This window comes from Pelomonas sp. SE-A7 (assembly GCF_030345705.1).
GTDB lineage: Bacteria > Pseudomonadota > Gammaproteobacteria > Burkholderiales > Burkholderiaceae_C > JAUASW01.
Genome location: NZ_JAUASW010000001.1, coordinates 1811618 through 1830717 on the forward strand (window position 1 = coordinate 1811618; position 19100 = coordinate 1830717).

The 19100-nt window shown below is 65.2% G+C and carries 17 protein-coding genes; 4 read left to right on the plus strand and 13 right to left on the minus strand.

Translation table 11 applies throughout. From position 1 onward, the window contains the following. Window positions 1-3 precede the first annotated feature (3 nt). From QT382_RS08140 to QT382_RS08165, 6 genes are all read right to left on the minus strand, one after another. Entirely contained in the window at window positions 4-4902 is a 4899-nt protein-coding gene (locus tag QT382_RS08140; RefSeq protein ID WP_289253532.1) for an RHS repeat domain-containing protein, read from the minus strand. 228 nt (window positions 4903-5130) lie between these two features. Then, window positions 5131-5964 (minus strand): 3-deoxy-8-phosphooctulonate synthase, encoded by an 834-nt coding sequence (kdsA, locus tag QT382_RS08145; protein WP_289253533.1) that lies wholly within the window; start codon window positions 5962-5964, stop codon window positions 5131-5133. 5 nt (window positions 5965-5969) lie between these two features. Continuing rightward, window positions 5970-6977 (minus strand): NAD-dependent epimerase, encoded by a 1008-nt coding sequence (locus QT382_RS08150; protein ID WP_289253534.1) that lies wholly within the window; start codon window positions 6975-6977, stop codon window positions 5970-5972. Window positions 6978-6998: 21 nt separating this feature from the next. Then, window positions 6999-7946 carry an EpsD family peptidyl-prolyl cis-trans isomerase gene (locus QT382_RS08155; protein WP_289253535.1) on the minus strand — a complete coding sequence of 316 codons (948 nt, stop codon included), beginning with the start codon at window positions 7944-7946 and terminating at the stop codon, window positions 6999-7001. A 137-nt stretch (window positions 7947-8083) separates the two neighbouring features. Further along, a complete protein-coding gene (gene ubiE / locus QT382_RS08160; RefSeq protein WP_289253536.1) occupies window positions 8084-8815 on the minus strand; it encodes a bifunctional demethylmenaquinone methyltransferase/2-methoxy-6-polyprenyl-1,4-benzoquinol methylase UbiE in 732 nt (243 codons plus the stop codon). Between the two features lie 16 nt (window positions 8816-8831). Beyond that, a complete protein-coding gene (locus QT382_RS08165) occupies window positions 8832-9248 on the minus strand; it encodes a gamma-butyrobetaine hydroxylase family protein (RefSeq protein WP_289253537.1) in 417 nt (138 codons plus the stop codon). A 93-nt stretch (window positions 9249-9341) separates the two neighbouring features. Between QT382_RS08165 and QT382_RS08170 the strand changes: the two genes are divergently transcribed. From QT382_RS08170 to QT382_RS08180, 3 genes are all read left to right on the plus strand, one after another. Continuing rightward, a complete protein-coding gene (locus QT382_RS08170) occupies window positions 9342-11369 on the plus strand; it encodes a M13 family metallopeptidase (RefSeq protein ID WP_289253538.1) in 2028 nt (675 codons plus the stop codon). 24 nt (window positions 11370-11393) lie between these two features. Then, complete coding sequence (locus tag QT382_RS08175; protein WP_289253539.1) at window positions 11394-12194, plus strand: substrate-binding periplasmic protein; 801 nt, start codon at window positions 11394-11396, stop codon at window positions 12192-12194. 230 nt (window positions 12195-12424) lie between these two features. Continuing rightward, the gene (locus QT382_RS08180; RefSeq protein ID WP_289253540.1) at window positions 12425-12859 is read left to right on the plus strand and encodes a hypothetical protein; all 435 of its coding nucleotides are present in this window, start codon (window positions 12425-12427) and stop codon (window positions 12857-12859) included. 13 nt (window positions 12860-12872) lie between these two features. Here the strand turns inward: QT382_RS08180 and QT382_RS08185 are convergent, their stop codons facing one another. The 5 genes from QT382_RS08185 to QT382_RS08205 are packed head-to-tail and all read right to left on the minus strand — an operon-like array spanning window position 12873 to window position 16985. Continuing rightward, a complete protein-coding gene (locus tag QT382_RS08185; RefSeq protein WP_289253541.1) occupies window positions 12873-13328 on the minus strand; it encodes an HIT family protein in 456 nt (151 codons plus the stop codon). Further along, window positions 13321-14568, minus strand: coding sequence for a BaiN/RdsA family NAD(P)/FAD-dependent oxidoreductase (locus QT382_RS08190; protein WP_289253542.1), 1248 nt, complete (start codon window positions 14566-14568; stop codon window positions 13321-13323). Before QT382_RS08190 ends, QT382_RS08185 begins: the two co-directional genes overlap by 8 nt. A 39-nt stretch (window positions 14569-14607) precedes the next feature. After that, the gene (locus QT382_RS08195; RefSeq protein WP_502929850.1) at window positions 14608-15507 is read right to left on the minus strand and encodes an SDR family oxidoreductase; all 900 of its coding nucleotides are present in this window, start codon (window positions 15505-15507) and stop codon (window positions 14608-14610) included. Beyond that, entirely contained in the window at window positions 15507-15956 is a 450-nt protein-coding gene (locus tag QT382_RS08200) for a GNAT family N-acetyltransferase (protein ID WP_289253544.1), read from the minus strand. Before QT382_RS08200 ends, QT382_RS08195 begins: the two co-directional genes overlap by 1 nt. 3 nt (window positions 15957-15959) lie before the next feature. Further along, window positions 15960-16985 carry an NADP-dependent oxidoreductase gene (locus tag QT382_RS08205; RefSeq protein WP_289253545.1) on the minus strand — a complete coding sequence of 342 codons (1026 nt, stop codon included), beginning with the start codon at window positions 16983-16985 and terminating at the stop codon, window positions 15960-15962. 100 nt (window positions 16986-17085) lie between these two features. Here QT382_RS08205 and QT382_RS08210 point away from each other — a divergent pair, with 100 nt between their 5' ends. Beyond that, entirely contained in the window at window positions 17086-17838 is a 753-nt protein-coding gene (locus QT382_RS08210) for a substrate-binding periplasmic protein (protein ID WP_289253546.1), read from the plus strand. Window positions 17839-17847: 9 nt separating this feature from the next. On the opposite strand, the gene QT382_RS08215 is transcribed toward QT382_RS08210, so the two are convergent. Together QT382_RS08215 and QT382_RS08220 are read right to left on the minus strand one after the other, a co-directional pair. Beyond that, a complete protein-coding gene (locus tag QT382_RS08215) occupies window positions 17848-18297 on the minus strand; it encodes a PaaI family thioesterase (protein WP_289253547.1) in 450 nt (149 codons plus the stop codon). A gap of 4 nt (window positions 18298-18301) precedes the next feature. Then, window positions 18302-19096: an SDR family oxidoreductase gene (locus tag QT382_RS08220; RefSeq protein WP_289253548.1), complete on the minus strand. Its 795-nt coding sequence runs from the start codon at window positions 19094-19096 to the stop codon at window positions 18302-18304. Window positions 19097-19100 lie beyond the last annotated feature (4 nt).

The window sequence follows — 19100 nt, forward strand, 5'->3', positions numbered from 1 at the left end:
CCACTACTTTTGATCTTCAGGCTTTGGCTTCTTTTCTTCATCTGGCTTGCGCTTCTCTTCCTTCTCTTTCATGGCCTTGTCGTACTCCTGCTGATTCTTGTATGGGGTACCAGGGCCATAGAGTGTCCCGGGAGCCAAGGAAGTAGGCGTGGCAAGGATCGGAATAAGCAACGCTTCCAACAGCTCAGGCAATACAGCACCCGACTGACTGCCCCAGAACGTGTGCCCCTCCACTCCTTCCGTCTGGAAATGAGGATCCCCGGTCGAGCCATCCTTGAGTTCGTGCCCCTTGTGCTGCATGACCCCTCCTTTGTCCCCATTCCGGGCCGCGATTTCAATTTGCTTGGCGTCAGACTTGGTCGCAGCCTGCACATTTTGACCGGACCTTCTGGCCGCTACAGCTTCGGCCTTATCGACCTTCTTAAGAAAGATCTTTCCGCCGTTATCAAGCAACTTGACCAAGAACCCGACTGCATCACGCCCATCGTCATCGACATACCGATACGGATTGTTATTCGCGTAGTGATATCGCCCGAAGCTCTTCCCAGAGTTCGCGTTGGTCACGACCGGATCAACACTGAGGAACCGTCCGGCAATCGGATCGTAGTACCGCTGCTGCATGTACACGAGATCCGTCTCCGCATCCTGAACATGCCCTGTGAATCCGATGACGCTGGTAGCAGGACTTGGTTTGGTCCCTGCGGCGACGTAGCCAAAGGGCTCGAACCGGAGACGGTTGAGCACGGTGCGGGCGGCATTGGTGCGAGCAACTGGGCTGCCTAGAGCATCGGCGTGTACGTACTGAGTGCCGGCCACGCTGTTCACTTCGGCAATCTGTTTGCCAGCAAGGTAGATATACGCTGTCGTGCTCGTCGGCCGGCCACCGCCGGTGCTGGTGGCCCACAGCAATTGGCCCTGCTGGCTGTACATCTGCAAGCGAGTTGATCCATCGCTGCTCACCACCTTGATTCGACGGCCATGACCGTCGTAGACGTAGCTGCCTCCCAGACTGGAACTGGTCAGCCGGTTGCCCAGATCAAAACCAAAACTCTGCCCGCCCTTGCTGAGCAGATTGCCGCGCGCGTCGAAGCCGTAGCTCGTCGTCGCGCCATTGGTCGTGACGCTGGCCAGTTGATTGCTTGAAGTGAAGTTGAAGGTGCTGGCCCGCGCCCCTACGACAGCAGACCTGAGGTTGTCCACCGTGTCGTAGGCGTAGGTCGCCGTGCCCCACACACCGGGAGCGCTGGTACCGCTAAGCCGGTCCAGGTCGTCATAGCTCATGCTTCGACTGAAGCTGCCGTCGAACTGGTCTGTGATGCCGGTGACATTGCCATTGGCGTCGTAGGTGTACTGATCCTGCACCACTCCCGAATGCTTGTTGACGAGCGGCAGGCCGCGAGCGTTCAGCGAAAGGCTGTGCACCACGCCATTGGCGAGGGTGTATCCAGCCACGGCGCCATTCGGGTGGTAGCTGATGCCGCTCGCGTGGCCGGAGACAGCCTGCGCCTCACCCAAGGCGTTGGGGCTGTAGGCGACCGTGCTGCCATTGGGATAGCTGAGCGAACTCAGATTGCCTTGTGTGTCGTAGCTCCACGCAAAGGCGTAGGTCTGCCCTCCATAGCTCAGGCTCTCGGAGCTGAGCTTGCGCAGCGCGTTGTATCCGTAGGTCCATGCGCTGCCGTTGCTGGCGATGCTCTGCAGCAACCCGTCTGCGGTGTAGCTGCGGGTGACACCGGGGCTGCCGTCCCCGTAGCTGACGCTGGTGAGGCGATTCAGGTTGTCATAGCCATAGCTAATCTTGGCGGCCGCAGCGACTGACGTGTCGTCGCAATTAGCAGTACCAGGCAAGCTCTGTCCCGGAGCTTTCCAGGCAAGGTTCCCAGCGGCGTCATAGGTCTGCACCGTGGATCCAACTTCGGGCTCAATGGTCTTGCAAAGGCGCTGCCCGGAGTCGTAGACATAGCGTCGCGTCACATTGCTGCTGTAGCCGGCGTAGGTGCCAGAACGAGCAATCGCCGTAGGCTTGCCGAAACTGTCTCGGGTGATGCTGATGGTCACGCCCGCCGGCGCAGAGATACTGGCCAACTTCGCACCTGAGGGATCGTCCAGCACCCAGAAGCCCTGAGTGGAGAGCTTGCCTCGTGGATTGGTCTGCTGGGTCTGGAATCCCGACAGGTAGCTGGTGCTCGTGACCAGCGCTCCCAGTTCGCTCGAAGCCGTCGTGCTTGTCGTCCTCCCCAATCCGTCGTAGCTGGTCTGCACCCCATTGACCAAGCTGTCATAGGTGGAAATGTCAGTCGCCGGATAGCTCTGAAAGCGGATACGACCGTCGGCGTCGTACTGCTTGGTGGCAACCTTGCGGCTGGCCGACTCATTGCTCGCGTCGTAGCTCCTGGTCATCACCGGGCGCCAGAGCGCATCGAAATAGGTCTTGGTGACGGCATGGCCTTGGGTGACGGTCTGGCGCCAATGTCCGGCCGCCAGGCCGTACTCCGCATCTGCCACCGCGCTGAAGCTCAATGCCGTTGTGTTGAAACTGCCGGGTGGCACAACGCTGGTCAGACGCCCCAGCGCGTCGTAGCCATAGCTGGTCGTGTAGTTGGCGGCGTCGGTAACACTGGTGATCCAGCCATGCTCATTGACCGTTGCGCTTTCGGCAGCTCCGGTCGGGTAGGTGATTGACCTAGGCAAGCCGCGATACCAGTTGGAGAACGTTGTGCTGCGCCCGGCCCCGTCGGTTCGACTGGCCAGGGTACCGTCGGAGTTCCAGGCGTAGCTGGCTTGCGTGACGCCGAAGCTCTTGGTGCTGAGCAGATTGGCCGTGCTGGCTTCGTAGGTATTGAGCACCGGCACCAGGCTGCCTACGCTGGTGCTCTCCAGCTGCCCCATCACCCACAGGGCGGGTCTATCGGCATAGCCGGTGATTTCGGTGCGGCTGTACCCCAGCGAACTGGCGCGCGTGACGCTGGTTGGCCGTGCGTAGCTGTCGAACGCATTGACCGTGCGAGTGAAAGTAACCCCGTCCTGAGTAGTCACCGTTTGCTTGCTTGGAGTCCAGCGACCTCGAGTCAAAGGATTGACACGCGTTTGTTTGTCATCGCCGACCCACAGCGGCCAGGGGAATGGATTCGGCGCACCTGCAGCAACCGTGGCATAGCCATGGTCGATGGAGCGAAGCAACTGCCCGGTGTCCGAATAGATCTCTTCGCGCAGGAGCTTGTTTTCTGTCTCGTCGAACTTGTTGCTGAAGGTGGACCGGTGGCGATGCCCCTGTGGGTTCGTGACCTCTGTCCAGACGGTGCTCGCGCAACTGCTCGGCGTCGAGCAATCCTGGTACCAACTCGACACAGGCGGCGCGTAGGCATAGGTCCAGCTCATCGAGCTCAGCCCGGACCCTGTGATGGTGCGCTTGTCCAGCGCCCAGGCATACCACTCGCGTGGATACAAGGCGTAGCCGGTCTCGGGCCGACCGGGCACTCCACCCCAGCATTGCTTGTGCACAAACGAGCGGGCGAAGCGTTTGCGATTGAAGCGCAGCGTCATCGTGGCTCCCGCTGGAGAAACAATGCTGCCTTCGGTGAACTGGTCGTAGTCGTAGGCCGATAAAGTGCAGCTGCTGGTCGGATCTGACTGAACGTTCAGCGAGGAAGCCGTCAGGATCGGAATTTGGTACCACCAACTCGATCCATCTGGCCGACTGACCGTCAGCGCCGCAGTTCCCTGGGTGGTACCGGCATAGCTGTATGCCCAGGTTCGTGCCGAGTTGCCTGTTCCCGCCGTTACCGCGCTGATGCGACCCGATCCATCGAACACAAAGCCCACGTGACGGCCGTCGCTGGCGTCGATACTCGTCACGCGTCCTTGCGAGTAGCTATAGCTCACCCAGTTCCCGAATCGATCTTCGATTCGCGTTACCAACATGGCTGCGTATCGGCGATCAAGAAAATCAAGGTCGCCGACAAGATGCGGCGTTACTGGCGGCGCGCCGACACCCGACGCCACGTCGGCCGTCGACGAACTCAAGCCCGGAGAGACGCTCCATAGTGGCTTTTGCAGCGTGTCAGCTTGGGCATAGACAAGATAGTTGAACCAATACTTGGTGCCATCCGGCGCAACGGCAAAGAAGGCTTCGCCGGGTTGCCCATTGGCGGTTGAACTCAAGCAGCTCACCAGCCAGTTGCCCATCGTCATCAGCTTGTAGCTCGGATTGACGGTCGAATCCGTCCGGCTCATCAGGGCCTGTGAACCACCGCTGTCATCGACCAGCTGGTAGCCATTCCACCAATCCGCAGCATTCCAGGAGCGCGCCGCATCATTGAAGAAGGTGACACGCCCCGGTGCAGCAAAGTTGCTGCAGCGCTGGTTCTTGTACGCATCGTTCGGACCTGTCACCTGCCATCCATAAGGACTGGATGGCGTGGCACCGGGCATGTCGGCGGTGATGGTCTTGATCCGCGGAATCTCAAGTTCCCACCGGCCAAAGGCATTGCCCGAGGACTCATTGAAAAACTCGCTCATGCCCCCAGGCTGGAAGCTGCGCGTGATCCGAATCACCGGCCCCTTGCCCCTGAGTTCGATATCAGTCGCCCGCAACGAAAGGGCGCCGTCACGCAGGTTGACCGAATCGCCGAACTCAGACATCGGACTCACCGTCCGCGCGGTCGCAACAAACTTCCCGTACTCCTTGTCGGGCGTAAGCGCATCCTGGGCCATTCCAGGGCCGACGGCCAGAAGCCACAACAGGCAGCCGATAAACCGCCTAGGTCGACAAGAGATCATTCGCGCACCGGGCGGAAAAGTCTGAGATGCCGCCCGCAACATCAGCGACGACACGGCCGAAAACCCAGGCATCGCTACAAAACGATTCACCCAGGACCAGGCAAAGCAATGACCTGCATCCATTGGACCCTCCCGTTCCATCTTTCACGGGATATCAACCAACTCATTATGTGAGCGTCCAAACCAGACATAGAGCTGATTGAACGCACAAGGCTGGCCGTATTCCCGGAAGGACTGGCTGTTGTTGAGCCCAAAGAATGGGCGGTATTCGCCCTATTTCAGTAGGTAGAAACCAGAGGAATCAACAAGCCTATGGAAGGATGAACCACAGCTGTCGAACAGGGCGCAGCCTCAGTTCGTGTCCAGCTCAGGCAACTGCTTGACCAGGTCGTCCACCGCCTTGACCTGGGCCAGGAAGGGTTCCAGCCTGGCCAGCGGCAGTGCGCTGGGGCCGTCGCACTTGGCATGGGCCGGATCGGGATGGGCTTCCAGGAACAGGCCGCCTATGCCTATGGCCATGCCGGCGCGGGCCAGTTCGGTGACCTGGCCACGGCGGCCGCCCGAGGCGGCGGCGCCGGACTCGCGCTGCTGCAGCGCATGGGTCACGTCGAATATCACCGGCTTGCCCAGGCGCTTCATCACGCCGAAGCCCAGCAGGTCGACGATCAGGTTGTCATAGCCATGCTGGGTGCCGCGGTCGCACAGCATCAGGTTCGGATTACCGCTTTCCTCAAACTTCTCGACGATGTTCTTCATCTGCGGCGGGCTGACGAACTGCGGCTTCTTGATATTGATGGCACGGCCGGTCTTGGCCAGGGCCACGACCAGGTCCGTCTGCCGCGCCAGGAAGGCCGGCAGTTGCAGCACATCGCAGACGGCACCGACCTCGGAGGCCTGCCAGGGCTCGTGCACATCGGTCAGCACGGCCACACCATGGACCTTCTTGACCGCCTCGAAGATCTTCAGCCCCTGCTCCAGGCCGGGACCGCGGTAGGAATGGATGGACGAGCGGTTGGCCTTGTCGAACGAGGCCTTGAACACATAGGGAATGCCGAGCTTCCGGGTGACCCGCAGGTACTCGCCGCAGACGTCCACCGCGAACTGCTCGGATTCCAGGACGTTGACGCCGCCGAACAGGACGAAGGGCTTGTCGTTGTCGACGACGATGTCGTTGATCTTGACCATGGGATTCAAACCTTGAAGTAGTCGCGGTACCAGGCGACGAAGCGCCGGACCCCCTCCGGCACCGGCATGGTGGGCTTGAAGCCGGTCCAGTCGGCCAGTTCCTGGACGTCGGCGTGGGTGGCAGGCACATCGCCGTCCTGCAGCGGCAGGAAGTTCTTGACCGCCTCCTTGCCGACCGCCTGCTCGATGGCCTCGATGAAGTCCATCAGCTTGATCGGATCATGGTTGCCGATGTTGAAGACGCGGTACGGCACGTTGGAGCGGGCCGGGTCGGCCTCGACCGGGTCGTAGCCGGCATCGGCAGTGGCGTTGCGGTCCAGCACGCGGACCACGCCTTCGGCGATGTCGTCAACATAGGTGAAGTCGCGAATCATCTGGCCGTGGTTAAACACCTTGATCGGCTCGCCCGCGACGATGGCCTTGGTGAACAGGAACAGGGCCATGTCCGGCCGGCCCCAGGGACCGTAGACCGTGAAGAAGCGCAGGCCGGTCGTCGGCAGGCCGTACAGATGGCTGTAGGTATGGGCCATCAGCTCGTTGGCCTTCTTGGTCGCCGCGTACAGGCTGACCGGATGGTCCACGCCGTGGTGCTCCGAGAACGGCATCTGGGTGTTGCCGCCGTAGACGCTGGAGCTGGAGGCATAGACCAGGTGCTGGACCTGGTGGTGGCGGCAGCCCTCCAGCACGTTCATGAAGCCCTGGATGTTGGACTCGATGTAGGCATGCGGATTGATCAGCGAATAGCGCACGCCGGCCTGGGCGGCCAGGTGGATGACCTTGTCGAACTTCTGCTCGGCGAACAGGGCCTCCATGCCGGCCCGGTCGGCCACGTCCAGCTTGACGAAACTGAAGGCAGGATGCGGGGTGAGCCGGGCCAGGCGGTCATGCTTGAGCTTCGGATCGTAGTAGTCGTTCAGGTTGTCCAGCCCCACGACCTGGTCGCCTCGCGCCAGCAGCAGTTGGCTGACGTGCATGCCGATGAAGCCGGCCGCGCCTGTGATGAGTACTTTCAAGGTCTCTCCCGTGGCCGCGGCTTACTTGGCGGTCGGTTCGCTGGCCACCGGGGCCAGCAGCGACGAGGCGGCATCCGCCGGAGCACTGGCTGCAGCGCCGGCCGGCTTGTCGGCGAACTTGCCTATGTATTCGATCTTGGCCGCGTCGCGCAGGGCCTTCATCTCCTTGCTGGCAGCCTCGCTCTTGCGCTGGGCCAGCAGCAGCTGCTCGATCAGCGGCTTGGCGCGGGCTTCGTCGATCGGCTGGCTGCGCACCGCATTGACATAGACCAGCTGCATGCCCGCGGGCGCATTGATCAGCAGCGACTGGCCTTCCTTCAACTTGGCCAGGTCGTCGGCCACGGCGGCCGGCAGCTGCTCGGCCGCGCGGACGGCCTGGTTGACGTTGAAGCGCCGGCCGTCGGCCTGCAGGCCCTTGACGAACTCGCCAATGTTGTTGGCCTTGCTGAGCTTGCTGCGCAGCAGGCCGAACTGCTCGGCATTGGCCTCGATCAGAAATTCCTGCAGGTTGTAGACGCGGCGGTCCTTGAACAGATTGGGCTTGCTGGCGTAATAGGCGGCCACCTCGGCCTCGGTGGGCTTGGCCACCGCATCTCCGATGCGCTCGGCATAGGCCCGGGCCAGCACCTCGCGGCGGGCCGCTTCCAGCATCTGCTGGACCTTGCCATCCTTGTCCAGCTTCTGCTCCATCGCCTTCTGGACGAGCAGCTCCTGGTCGATCAGGCGCTCCAGCACCTGGCGGCCCGCCGCCTCGGTCTGCTCGGCCTTGAGGCCGTTCTGGCGGCTGAGCACCTGGTTGATCTGATCGATGGTGACCGCTTCCTGGTTGACCTTCGCCGCCGGCTGGCTCGATGTGGTCTTGCTGTTGCCACCGCCACAGGCGACCAGCAGGGCCGCCAACCCGGCAGCGGCCGCAATGGCCAGAACGCGAGAGCTGCGCGGGTCAGCAACAAGGAAACGCTTTTGCATGGTGAGAACACTCCGTCGTGGGGGCCGGCGTCGCGCCGTTCAAACCGGCGCCAAGGCGGGGACAGAGTGTAGCTTTGCGCCGCTACGCCCAGCGCACGCCTTCCTGGGGCGGAATGCTCACGCCAAGGGGCTTTGTCTCAGCACTTGATGCCGGCATGCAGGGCCACGATGCCGGCGCTGAGGTTGTGCACGTCCACATGGCCGAAGCCGGCCGTCTTCATCATGGCCTTGAGCGTCTGCTGATCCGGATGCATGCGGATGGACTCGGCCAGGTAGCGGTAGCTCTCGGCGTCGCCGGCAATCATCTGGCCCAGGCGCGGCAGGATCTTGAACGAGTACCAGTCGTAGGGCTTGGCCAGAGGCGCGGCGACCTTGGAGAACTCCAGCACCAGCAGCCGGCCGCCCGGCTTGAGCACCCGGCACATCTCCGCCAGGGCGAGGTCCTTGTGGGTCATGTTGCGCAGGCCGAAGGCCACGCTGACCAGGTCGAAGCTGGCGTCCTTGTAGGGCAGCTTCTCGGCGTCACAGAGATTGGTCGGCAACACCAGGCCTTCGTCCAGCAGGCGGTTGCGGCCCTGGCGCAACATGGCCTCGTTGATGTCGGTGTGCACCACCATGCCGGTCTCGCCGACCTGGCGGGCAAAGGCACGCGACAGGTCGCCGGTGCCGCCGGCGATGTCCAGCGCCCGCTCGCCGGCCTTGAGGTTGGCCACGGCCAGCGTGTACTTCTTCCAGGCCCGGTGCAGACCCATGGACATCAGGTCGTTCATCACGTCGTAGCGCGAGGCGACCGAGTCGAACACGCCGCGTACGCGCGAGGCCTTCTCGGTCTCGTCGACGGTCTGGAAGCCGAAATGGGTGCTGCTCATATCAGGACGATGAAATTCAGTGGGAATGACCGCAGGACGAGGCGGCCTTGCCGGGCATGGGCGCATCGCGGTCCACGCCGGCAGCCATGAGCCGGGCCTCGTAGTCACTCCACAGCCGGGCCTGTTCGGCACCCAGCTGGTAGAGATAGGCCCAGGAGAAGATGCCGCTCTCGTGGCCGTCGCTGAACTGCGGACGCACCGCATAGTGGCCGACCGACTCCAGCGCCAGGATGCCGACCTCGCGCTTGCCATGCTGCAAGGTCTCCTGACCCGGCCCATGGCCCTGGACCTCGGCCGAGGGGCTGTAGACCCGCATCAGCTCGAAGGGGATGCGGAAACGCGCACCGTCTGCGAAGCCAATCTCGAGCACCCGCGACTGCTGGTGCACCGTGAGATCGGTGGGCTGGGGGGTGGTCTTTTCTAGGCCGGCCATGGGCGAGCAGTGTAGCGGCGACGCCATGCCCATCGTCGGTGCCCGGTCGCTTGGGCTAGGCTTGCGGCCTTGTTCCAGCAGTCACTACAAGCCATGCGCCGCATCACCGCCCTCGCCCTAGCCGCCTCCCTCGCCTGCACCGGCGCCGTCCAGGCCCTGGACCTCAAGGGCCTGTCGACCGAGGTCTCGCCCTGCCAGGACTTCTACGAGTTCGTCAACGGCCCCTGGGTCTCACAGGCCGTGGTGCCGGCCAGCCAGTCGCGCATCGGTAGCTTCGAGCAGCTGCGCCTGGCCAACGAGGCCGTGCTGCAGAACGCGCTGAACGAGCTGGTGGCCAAGCCGGCCCTGCAGACCACGCCCGGCCTCAAGCTGGCCGCCACCTACTACGCCAGCGGCATGGACCAGGCGGCCATCGAGGCCAAGGGCCTGAGCGCCCTCAAGCCGGCCCTGCAGCGCATCGATGCCTTGCAGCAGCGCGAGAAATTGCCGGCCCTGCTGGTCGAACTCGGCCGCCTGCAGGTCGGGCCGATCGGCCTCGGCGTACGCGCAGATTCCAAGGACGTGCGCCGCAACGCCCTCTACCTCGGCAACGGCGGACTGGGCCTGCCGGACCGCGATGACTATTTCAAGACCGACGCCACCTCGGCCAAGCTGCTGGCCGCCTACAAGCACTATGTCCACCGCCTGCTGGAAGCCGCCGGCGCGCCGGCCGGCGACGAGGTCGTGGCCGCCCTGTTGGCTTTCGAGACCCGCCTGGCCGAAGCGACCAAGCCGCGGGCCGAGCTGCGCGATCCCAACGCCCTCTACAACCCGTTCAGCCCCGAGGAACTGGCCAAGGCCGCTCCCGGCTTCGACTGGACCAGCTACCTGAAGGACGCCACCATGACCAGCCAGCGCAAGGGCGGCGTGGACCGCGTCATCGTCGGCCAGCCGGCCTTCGCGAAGCGCTTCGCCGAACTGGCGGCCTCGACGCCGCTGGAGGTCTGGCGCAGCTACCTGAAACTGCGCCTGCTGGACGCCACGGCCGACCGCCTGCCCAAGGCCTTCGCCAGCGCCCATTTCGATTACCGCGAGGCCACGATCAAGGGCTTGCAGGCCGCGCCGCCGCGGGCCGAGGCCGTCATCCTGGCCATCGCCGGCCGCACCGGCAGCCTGCCGCTGGGCCTGAGCATGGGTGAGGTCTTCGTCAGCAAGGCCTTCTCGCCCGAGGCCCAGAAGCGCGCCTCGCAGCTGGTGGCTGACGTCAAGGAAGCGATGCGCGCCCATATCAAGGCCCTGCCCTGGATGAGCGAGCCGACCAAGCTGCGCGCCCAGCAGAAGCTGGATGCGATGACGCCCAAGATCGGCGCTCCGGAAAAATGGCCCGACTACAGCGGCCTGCAGCTCGCCGCCGACGACTACGCAGGCAACCTGCTGCGCACCGCGGCCTGGTCGCAGCAGCGCCAGATGAACGAGCTGGACAAGCCGGTGGACCGCGGCCGCTGGGGCATGTCGCCCCATGTGGTCAATGCCTCGGCCGGCGGCTTCAACGAGATCACCTTCCCGGCGGGCATCCTGCAGCCGCCCTTCTTCGACGCCAAGGCCGACGACGCGGTCAACTACGGCGGCATTGGCATGGTCATCGGCCACGAGATCACCCACCACTTCGACGACCGCGGCCGGCAGTTCGACAGCGTGGGCAACCTGGCCGATTGGTGGACGCCGGCTGATGCCGAGGCCTACAAGGAGCGCGCCGACCGCGTGGTGAAGCTCTACGGCGGCTTCGAGCCGGTGCCGGGCGAGAAGATCAACGGCCGCCTGACGCTGGGCGAGAACATCTCGGACGTGGCCGGCATGCCGATCGCCTTCGACGCCCTGCAGATGGCCCTCAGGCGCCCCGGCGCCAAGGCCGACAAGATCGACGGCTACACGCCCGAGCAGCGCTTCTTCCTGTCCAACGCGATGATCTGGCGCGCCAAGTACCGTACCGAGGCCCTGGTCAACCAGCTGCGGACGGACTCGCATTCGCCGGGCAAGTACCGGGTGATCGCGCCGATGGCCCAGATGACGGCCTTCGGCAAGGCCTTTGCGTGCCCGGCCGGATCACCCATGGTTGCGACCGACCCGATCTCGGTCTGGTAATCGATCAGCCCTGACAATCGGCCCATGCCGATCCGGCTACGCCTCGTCCTTCCGCTGCTTGCACTGTGTCTCTGGCCGACCGGCGCTGCGCTGGCCGGCCAGCAGCCCTGCGTGCTCAGCCAGCGCTGGAACGAGGACCCGCCCTACAGCATGCGGCTGGCCAACGGCGAGATCCGCGGCATCAACATCGAACTGGTGGCCGAAGCCCTGTCCCGCATGGGCTGCACGGTCAAGCTGGTGGAAATGCCCTTTGCGCGTGCGCTGACCGAGCTGGCTGCTGGCCGGCTGGACATCCTGCCCGGCGCCCTGCGTCGCCCCGAGCGCGAGCTCTTCGCTCATTTCGCGCAGGAGCGCTGGCATTCGCGCAACCGCCTGTTCGCCCATGTGCAGTCGCGCTCACTCTGGCCACAGAGCAAGCTGGCAGAGATCCCGGCCAGCGGCTTCCGGCTCGGTGTGCAACTGGGCGTGAGCTACGGTCCCGAATATGCCGAACTCAGCCGCGACCCGGCCTTCGTGCAGACGCTGCAGAAGAGCGGCTCCCGCCGCAACCTGTGGCAGATGCTCAAGCTGCGCCGCATCGACGGCCTGATCGCCGACGAGCTCACCGCCCGCTATGAGATTGCCGAGCTGGGATTGCAGAATCTGGTGGGCATGACCGAGGTGGTCGCGTCCACCGAATCGTCCGGTTTTGCCTTCAGCAAGGCGACTGTGAACGAGGCCTTTGTCGAACGCTTCAACGCGGCCACCGAGGCCATGGTGAAGGACGGCAGCTACCAGGCCATCGTCCAGAAATACATCAGCGCCGCCCCGGGTCCGCAGCACTGATCCGCATCATGACTTGAGGCATCCATGCCACAAGAAATGGTGTCGTGAATCAGGGTTTGCGACGAATGCAATTCATCGCCGATTGAGGCAAATCGTCGCGTCCAAACTGGACTTGGTCACCTGGCTGTTGGGCCGACCGCGGGCCACATCTAACCTGCAGTCAGACCGGATCGCCACAGGACAGCAACAAGGGCGAAACGGCAGTCCCAAGCTCAAACCAGGAGTCTGTCATGCAAGCCAAGTCCATCGTTCAAGCCCTGCTCATCGCAGCCCCGCTGACCTTCGCCGGCGCCGCTGCCCTGGCCAATCCGCAAGACGAGCTCAAGCGCGTCGAAGTCAGCGGCCGCCAGACCACCGAGATGCGCACCGATGTGAAGGCCAGCTGCCCCAGCATCAGCGCCGTGCTGCAGAAGCAGCTGAGCCCGATCTGGGGCCTGCACCAGGAAACCGGCATGTTCCGCGTCGAGTTCACGGTCGACCAGGACGGCGTGCACGACATCCGCTCGCGTGGCGCCAACACCTATCGCGACGGCATCCGCAAGGCCATGCGCGAACTGACCTGCAACAGCGGTTCCAGCCAGCCGCAGGCCTATGCCTTCAATGTGCATATCGTTTCGCCCGACAAGACCCATCCGACCGGCCAGGTGGCCCTGAAGATCGACTGATCGCCGGCTTAGCTCAGGGACGCAGCAGGGCCGCCGCGACGCGGCGGTCCAGCTCGACCAGAGGCAGGGCCAGCCGCGCTTCGGCACCGCCCTCGACCTCGCGCCGGGCCGCGCCCCAGACCGGATTGGGAAAGTGGCTGTCCCAGTCGAAACGCGCAATCACGTGCCAGTGCAGATGCGGCACGACATTGCCGAAGGTGGCCAGGTTGATCTTGGTGGCTTGCAGGGCCTCGCGCAGCACGCGCTCGATGGCCGTCACGGCCTCCATGCATTCGGAGCGCTCGGCGGCATCCAGGTCGCTGAACTCGGCCACATGCGCGTTCCAGATGAGCCGGTAGAAGGCCGGGAAGTTCCCATCGTCGCTGGAGCGTATGACGCGCCATTTCGGCGTTTTCACCAGCAGCAGTCCGCCGGCATCGCGGCAGAGCGGACAATTCGAAACGGCAGTGCCGGTTGTTGAATCAGGCATGCAGCGATTGTGCCGCGGCCTCGCCGGCCACCCAGCCGCTGGCCATGCTGGCGGTCAGCAGATAGCCGCCCGTGGGCGCTTCCCAGTCCAGCATCTCGCCGGCGCAGAAAACGCCCGGCAGCGCCTTCAGCTGCAAACCCTCGTCCATGGCCTCCAGCTTCACGCCGCCGGCGGTGCTGATCGCCTCGGCCACCGGCCTCGCGCGCACCAGGCGCAGCGGCGCAGCCTTCAGCGTGCGGGCGACGACGGCCGGGTCGTGGTACTCGTCCTTGCTCAGCAGCTCATGCAGCAGGCCGGCCTTGAGGCCTTCGATGCCGAGCCGGCTCTTGAGGTGAGTGGACATGGAGCGCGTGCCCCGTCCCCGCGCACATTCGGCTGCGACAAAGTCGGCCGTGCGGCCAGGCAGCAGGTCCAGGCTGATGCGAGCCTCGCCGAACTCGGCGATCTCCTCGCGCATCAGGCTGGAGGCGGCATAGATCAGCGAGCCCTCGATGCCGCTGACGGTGATGACGAACTCGCCCTGGCGCTGGAAGCGCCGGCCCGAGCGGCCTTCGAAATGCAGGGCCACCGGCTTGACGGGTTGGCCGGCAAAGCGCTCGGCAAAGAAAGGCGTCCAGCCCGGTTTCACATCGAAACCGCAGTTGGCAGCCCGCAACAGCGCGATCTCCACGCCACGCGCCTGCAGCAGCGGAACCCAGGCGGCGTCGGAACCCAGCTGCGGCCAGGAGGCGCCCCCCAGGGCCAGCACGACGACGCCTGCGGCGGCCTGTTCGACATCACCGTCCTCGCCTTCGAACTGCAAGGCGCTGCCATCCTCGGTCCAGCCCAGCCAGCGCCTGCGCATGTGGAAGCGCACACCGCTGGCCCGCAGCCTTTGCAGCCAGGCGCGCAGCAGCGGCGCGGCCTTCATTTCCTTGGGGAACACGCGGCCGGAGCTGCCGACGAAAGTCTCCACCCCCAGGTCCGCCGCCCAGGCGCGAAGGCCGGGACCGTCGAGCCGGTCCAGCCAGCGGCCGACCTCGGCGCTGCGCTCGGCGAAGCGGCTGCGGAACGGCGCGGCCTCTTCCGAATGCGTCAGGTTGAGCCCACCCTTGCCGGCCAGCAGGAACTTGCGGCCGACCGAGGGCTTGGCGTCGTAAACGTCCACCGCCACGCCGGCCGCGCGCAGCCGCTCGGCGGCCATCAGGCCGGCGGGGCCGCCGCCTATGACTAGGGCGGAGCGAGGGGGCGACTGGGACATCGGCGGACCTTGGAACAGCGAGGGCCGCGAGTGTAAACGTCAGCCCCCGCGCAGCGCCGCCTTCAGCTGCTGGCCGATCTCGGGCTTGTCGTGGAAGGGATCGGTCGGGTTGCGCAGCTGCATCACGTCTTCCAGCCGGGTCTGCACGCCGGCCAGGCTCTTGGGATGGCTGAAGATGTAGAACTGCTCGCGGTCCAGCGCCGCGAACACCATGGCCGCCACCTCGGCCGCGGTGATCTTGCCGGAGTTGACCGCCTTGTCGGTCATGGCCTGGCCTATCAGCTGGCTGCGGCTGGGCTTGGCGCCGGCCAGCTCGGCCGGCCGGTTGCGATGGCTCTGCGAGATCCCGGTGGCGACAAAGAAGGGGCACAGCACCGAGCAGCGGACCTGGTCCGTCACCAGGGCCAGGTCCTGGTACAGCGTCTCGCTCAGGGAGACCACCGCGTGCTTGGACACGTTGTAGACGCCCATGTTCGGTGGGTTGAGCATGCCGGCCATCGAGGCCGTGTTGACGATGTGCCCCTGCCAGGCCGGGTCGGCCGCGGCTGCCTCCAGCATCATCGGGGTGAACAGGCGCACGCCGTGGACCACGCCCATCAAATTGACGCCCAGCACCCAGTCCCAGTCGGCCAGGCTGTTTTCCCAGATCAGGCCACCCGAGCCCACGCCGGCGTTGTTGAACACGAAGCTCGGGGCGCCGAAGCGTTTCTTCACGGTGGCGGCCAACGCCTCCATCTGGTCGGCCTTGGCCACGTCGACCCGGCGGGCCAGCACCGGCACCTTGCCCTCGAATTCGGCCGCGGCCTTGGCCAGCGCGTCTTCCTGCACGTCGCAAAGCACCAGGTTCATGCCGCGCTCGGCGGCCAGGCGCGCCACCTCGAGGCCGAAGCCCGAACCGGCCCCGGTCAGCACCGCGGTCTTGCCTGCGTAGTCCTTCATCACGAGCTCCTGTCTTGGGAAGCGGCCGGACGCCGCATGTCGATATGGGGAATGCCGTCCTCGTCATAGACCCCAGAGGTCGGCTCAAAACCGAGGCTGGCGTAGAAGCGCTGCAAATGGGCCTGGGCGCTGAGCTCCACCGCGGAACCCGGCCATAGCCGCTCGCAGTGGCTCAGGGCCTGTCCCATCAAGGCCCTGCCCTGGCCGCTGCCACGCGCCGCGGGCGAGGTCAGCACGCGGCCAATGCGCGGGCCAGACAGCAGGCGGGCATAGGCCGCCAGCGCACCATCGTCGGCACGCCCGAGCAGGTGCCAGGCCTCCAGGTCGGCACCATCCGGGTCCAGATACATGCAGCGCTGCTCGACGACGAAGACCTCGGCGCGCAGCTTCAGCACCTCGTAGAGCTCACGGGCCGGCAACTCGTCCAGCCGGACGCAGGTCCAGCGCATGGCTCAGACCAGCTTGACCAGCTGCTTGCCGAAGTTCCTGCCCTTGAGCAGGCCCAGGAAGGCCTCAGGCGCGGCGGCAATGCCTTGGGCCACGGTCTCGCGGTACTTGAGCTTGCCGGTGGCCACCAGGGTTCCCAGTTCCTTCAGCGCCTCGGGCCAGATTTCCATGTGCTCGGAGACGATGAAGCCCTCGATGCTCATGCGGTTGCTCAACAGCAGCTGCGGGAACTGCAGCGGGATAGGCTCGCCGTTGTAGCCCGAGATCATTCCGCACAGGGCCACGCGGCTGAAGGCATTGGCGCGCATCAGCACCGCGTCCAGGATCATGCCGCCCACGTTCTCGAAGTGGCCGTCGATGCCGTCCGGACAGGCCTGCTTGAGCGCGGCCGACAGCGACTTCAGGTCCTTGTGTTCCTTGTAGTCGATGCAGGCGTCGAAGCCCAGTTCCTCGACAACATAACGACACTTGTCAGCACCACCGGCAATACCCACGGCCCGTGCGCCGCGCGCCTTTGCCAACTGGCCAACGGCACTGCCGACGGCGCCGCTGGCGGCGCTGACCACCACGGTCTGGCCGGCCTTGGCCTGGATGATCTTGACCAAGCCGTACCAGGCGGTGACGCCCGGCATGCCCACGGCGCCCAGGTAGGCCGACAGCGGGATGTGGGTCGTGTCCACCTTCTGCAGCACGCCGCGCTGGCTGGCATCGACCAGCTGGTACTCCTGCCAGCCGCCCATGCCGACGACCCGGTCGCCGGCCTTGAAATTGGCATTGCGCGACTCCACCACCTCGCCGGCCGTGCCGCCGATCATCACGGCGTCCAGTGGCTGCGGCGCGGCATAGCTCTTGCCGTCGTTCATGCGGCCGCGCATGTAGGGATCGAGGCTCAGATAATGGTTGCGCACCAGCACCTGGCCCTCGGCCAGCGCGGGCACGGGCGTCTCGACCAGGCGGAAGTTGTCGACCGTCGGCTCGCCTTGGGGACGCGAGGCCAGCAGGATCTGGCGATTGATGGCAGAGGAGTTCATGACGGCAGTCTTTCGATCAGCGATGCAATGCCAGCGATTGAAGCATGTCAGCCCTAGCCCTGGCGTCCCGTCGGCGACAGAAAAGCACGGTCGTTCTTTTTTGCAATGCCTGGCCGCCGCATGGCTGGTCCTGAGCGGTGCGGCGGCAGCGGCCGACCTGCCGATCTTCGTGCCGGCGCAGGAGAAGGCGCCGCACAAGTTCATCCTCGGCCAGGGCGCGCCGCGCGGCATCTGCCCCGACCTGCTGCTGGCCATGCAGAAGCTGGAGCCGGGCCTGCGCTTCGAGGGCTTCGACCAGGAGCTGTCGCTCAGCCTGATCGAGCAAGGCCTGCGCAACGGCAATGTGGGCGCCGCCTGCGCGCTGCTGGATCTGCCCAGCCGCCAGGCCTATGCCCACAAGCTGGCCACGCCGCTTTACCGGGTGCGCCATATGGTGGTGCTGAGGGCCGACGACGCCGCTCGGCCCACCACGCTGCAGGACCTACGCAAGCTGAGCGGCGAGCAGCCGATGCTCACCACCCGCGGCGCCTCGCATGGCCAGTTCCTGCTGCGTCAGGGTTTCCGCATCGATGAGTCGACCGGCGACTACCAGGCCAATCTGCGCAAGCTGCTGGCCCAGCGTTCACGCTTTTTCTACGGCGGCGAATTCGCGCTGCTGCGCGCCATCCAGGCCTCGGGCCTGGAGCAGCAGGTCAAGCTGCTGCCCTCGGTCTTTCACGAGGAGATGATTTATTTCTGGACCAGCCGCAAGCTGCCTCTTGCCCAGCATGAGCGGCTGGAGCGCGCGCTGAGCCGGCTGCAGGCCAGCGGCGAGTTGGCGCGCATAGTGCGCAGCTACCACGAGCAGCCCTAGCCGCAGCACTCAGGTTCGCTGCAGCGCCTTGACGCTGCGGCCACGGCCCGGCAGTGCCTTGAGGTACTTGAAGGTGCCGGTGGCATGGGCGCAGAGCCTGCCGTCCTCGCCAAGCACCGAGCCTTCGCAGAAGGCCATGGTGGTCGAGCGGTGCAAGAGCTTGCCAACGGCACGCAGTTCGCCCTCGCCGGGCCGCATGAAGCTGGTCTTCATCTCTATCGTGACCACGCCGGGCCCGAAGTCCGGCTGGTCGCGGTGGATGCTGCGGGCCGCATGGGCCATGGCCACGTCCAGCAGCGTCATCAAGACGCCGCCATGGGCCACCTCCCAGGAATTCAGGTGCGCTTCCTTCAGGTCCACGCGCAGTTCGGCCACGCCGTCGCCTAGGCTGTGCAGTTCGAAGCCCAGTTGCTCGACGAAGGGAATGTGGACCGGGAACTTCAACGGAGCGCTGCTCACGACCTCAGCCTCCGACCAGGCAGCTGACGCCGCCGTCCACCGCCAGGATCTGGCCGGTGATGTGCTTGCCGGCCTGGCTGGCGAACAGCAGCACGGCGCCCTTCAGATCCTCGTCATCGCCCAGGCGGCGCAACGGCGCATGGGCGGCCAGGTTCTCGGCACCCACGGCTGCCAGCAGGCCCTTGGTCATCTTGCTCGGGAAGAAGCCCGGTGCCAGCGCATTGACGTTGATGCCGTACTCGCCCCATTCGGCCGCCAGCGCGCGGGTGAAGTTCACCGCCGCGCCCTTGCTGGTGTTGTAGGCAATGGTCTTCATCATCGAGGGATTGCCGCCCAGGCCGGCGATGGAAGCGATGTTGATGATGCGGCCGCTGCGGCGCGGAATCATGCAGGTCCGCGCCACCTCCTGGGCGAACACGAACAGGCTGCGGATGTTCAGGTCCATGACCTTGTCCCAGGCCTCGATCGGATGGTCCTCGGCCGGCGTGCCCCAGCTGGCGCCGGCGTTGTTGACCAGGATGTCGATGGGGCCCAGTCGCTCCACCGTCTGGGCCACGACGGCGCGGGCCTGGGCCTCGTCGGCCGCATCGGCCGCTATCCACTGCGCCTCGATCCCGCGGGCCGCCAGATGGGCCACCGCCTCCTCCAGGTCGGCCGCCTTGCGCGAACTCAGCATGATTCGCGCGCCGGCCTCGCCCAGGGCCTCGGCCATCTGCAGGCCCAGGCCGCGCGAGCCGCCGGTCACCAGGGCCACCTGGCCCTTGAGGTCGAACAGGTTCAGCACCGATTGATTGCTCATCGTC